Annotated in this window: 1 protein-coding gene and 1 pseudogene; both read left to right on the top strand. The window is 50.7% G+C overall.

Annotated features, from left to right (window positions below):
• The first annotated feature begins 217 nt into the window (after window positions 1-217).
• Complete coding sequence (locus QZ279_RS07310; RefSeq protein ID WP_293449625.1) at window positions 218-1,114, top strand: LysR family transcriptional regulator; 897 nt, start codon at window positions 218-220, stop codon at window positions 1,112-1,114.
• A gap of 304 nt (window positions 1,115-1,418) precedes the next feature.
• A pseudogene (locus QZ279_RS07315) lies at window positions 1,419-1,578 on the top strand (IS5/IS1182 family transposase); the annotation flags it as partial.

Below are 1,578 nucleotides of genomic sequence, written 5' to 3' on the forward strand. Positions count from 1 at the left end.
TTTGAAATGTGCCTGTAAGCAGGCAAATACATTCAGATTGCGTGGGGCAGGGCAGCACGCGTTTGGTGCGGCGAATGCGTTGTATTGTGTCATTGTCGTTAGCTTCCGTTTTGTGATGTGTTTGAGTGAATCAATTCTGTATTTTGATATGTTTGCCAAATCATGGTTCATATTAAAAACGAATTGTTTTGAAGCGACACATCATGGATGGTGATATATGCGAAATCTTGATCTTACGGCGCTGCGATCTTTTGTGGCGATTGTGGAAACGGGCGGTGTCACGCGTGCAGCGGGGGTGTTGAACCTAACCCAATCTGCGGTCTCGATGCAGATCCAACGTTTGGAAGAAAGTCTTGATTTGAAACTGCTTGAACGTTCTGGGCGCCGAGTCGTGCTTAGCCCAGCGGGTGAGCAATTGCTAAGCTACGCGCGTCGTATGGTGATGCTGAATGACGAAATCATAGACAAATTGACGGACAAAGGGGTCGAGGGTTCTGTTTCGCTCGGCGTGCCGCATGATATTGTATATCCCGTGGTCTCTAAAGTTTTGCAGCAGTTTCGTGCGCAATTTCCCAATGTGCAGGTCGATCTGCGCGCTTCGTTTACACGGGAATTACAAGACGGCTTAACGCTTGGCGAATATGATTTGATTCTGACCACCGAAGAAGGGTTGATGCCGCAGGGGGAAACCCTCAGCCGCGCGCGGATGAGCTGGACAGGGGCTGAAGGTGGCACAATCTGGCGTCAGCGCCCTTTGAAGCTGGGCTTTAGTCAACGTTGTATGTTCCGGCCCTTGGTGCAAAAGGTTCTAGATCGTGAAGGCATCGAATGGGTTATGGCGATGGAAACGGATTCGGATCGCACTATCGAGGCCACGATTGGGGCGGACCTTGCCATTTGTGTTGCGATTGAAGGCACCGAACCCCCTCATATGGTGCCGATTCAGCATGGTGGGGCCTTGCCCAAATTGCCTGTTTCATTGATCAACATGTATGGCGCGCAGCAAGCGCAGTCGCCCGTGGACTCTGCTCTGGCCGAGTTATTGCGCCAAGGGTATGCGGATTTGAAGTCAGGTGGGCGCGTTGGGACGACGGTCCTACGGGAAGTTGGTTAAGGCGATATTTGGAAAATAGCTGCTTAAGCATGAGGCACCGCCCAACTGTAAAAGGTTTCATAGGTCTGCTGTGTTGACTTTTCTGCCAACTTGCGTGGTCGCTCATATTGGTGTCTGTTGCAAAAGTTTATGCATGTTGGGCGACTGCCCAAGTTGGCAGAAAACGAATACCTCTACTAATATGAAAGTTGCCTCTTAGGCTCAGGGCCCATTATTTAATTGAGGTTATCGCGCTGTCATGCTTCACGATCCCCAATCTAGGGCGGACGTCATGAGCAACTTATACTGGCCTACGTAGGTGTAAATGGAGCGTCTTCTGCCTTGCTTTCCAAAGAGCCAAGGTCGTGCTCGCGTGGATGACAGGCGTGTCTTGAGTTGCATTATTTCCATCAATCGCAATGGGTTAAGGTTGGGTGATGCACCTGCCGCGTGTGGGCCGTCGAAGACACTGTATAATCGCTGGA

Source organism: Planktotalea sp. (genome assembly GCF_018607965.1).
GTDB lineage: Bacteria > Pseudomonadota > Alphaproteobacteria > Rhodobacterales > Rhodobacteraceae > Planktotalea.

What these genes read in the sequence shown, in the direction of transcription:
- QZ279_RS07310 (WP_293449625.1), top strand. Translation starts at nt 218, where the DNA reads ATGCGAAATCTTGATCTTACGGCGCTGCGATCTTTTGTGGCGATTGTG.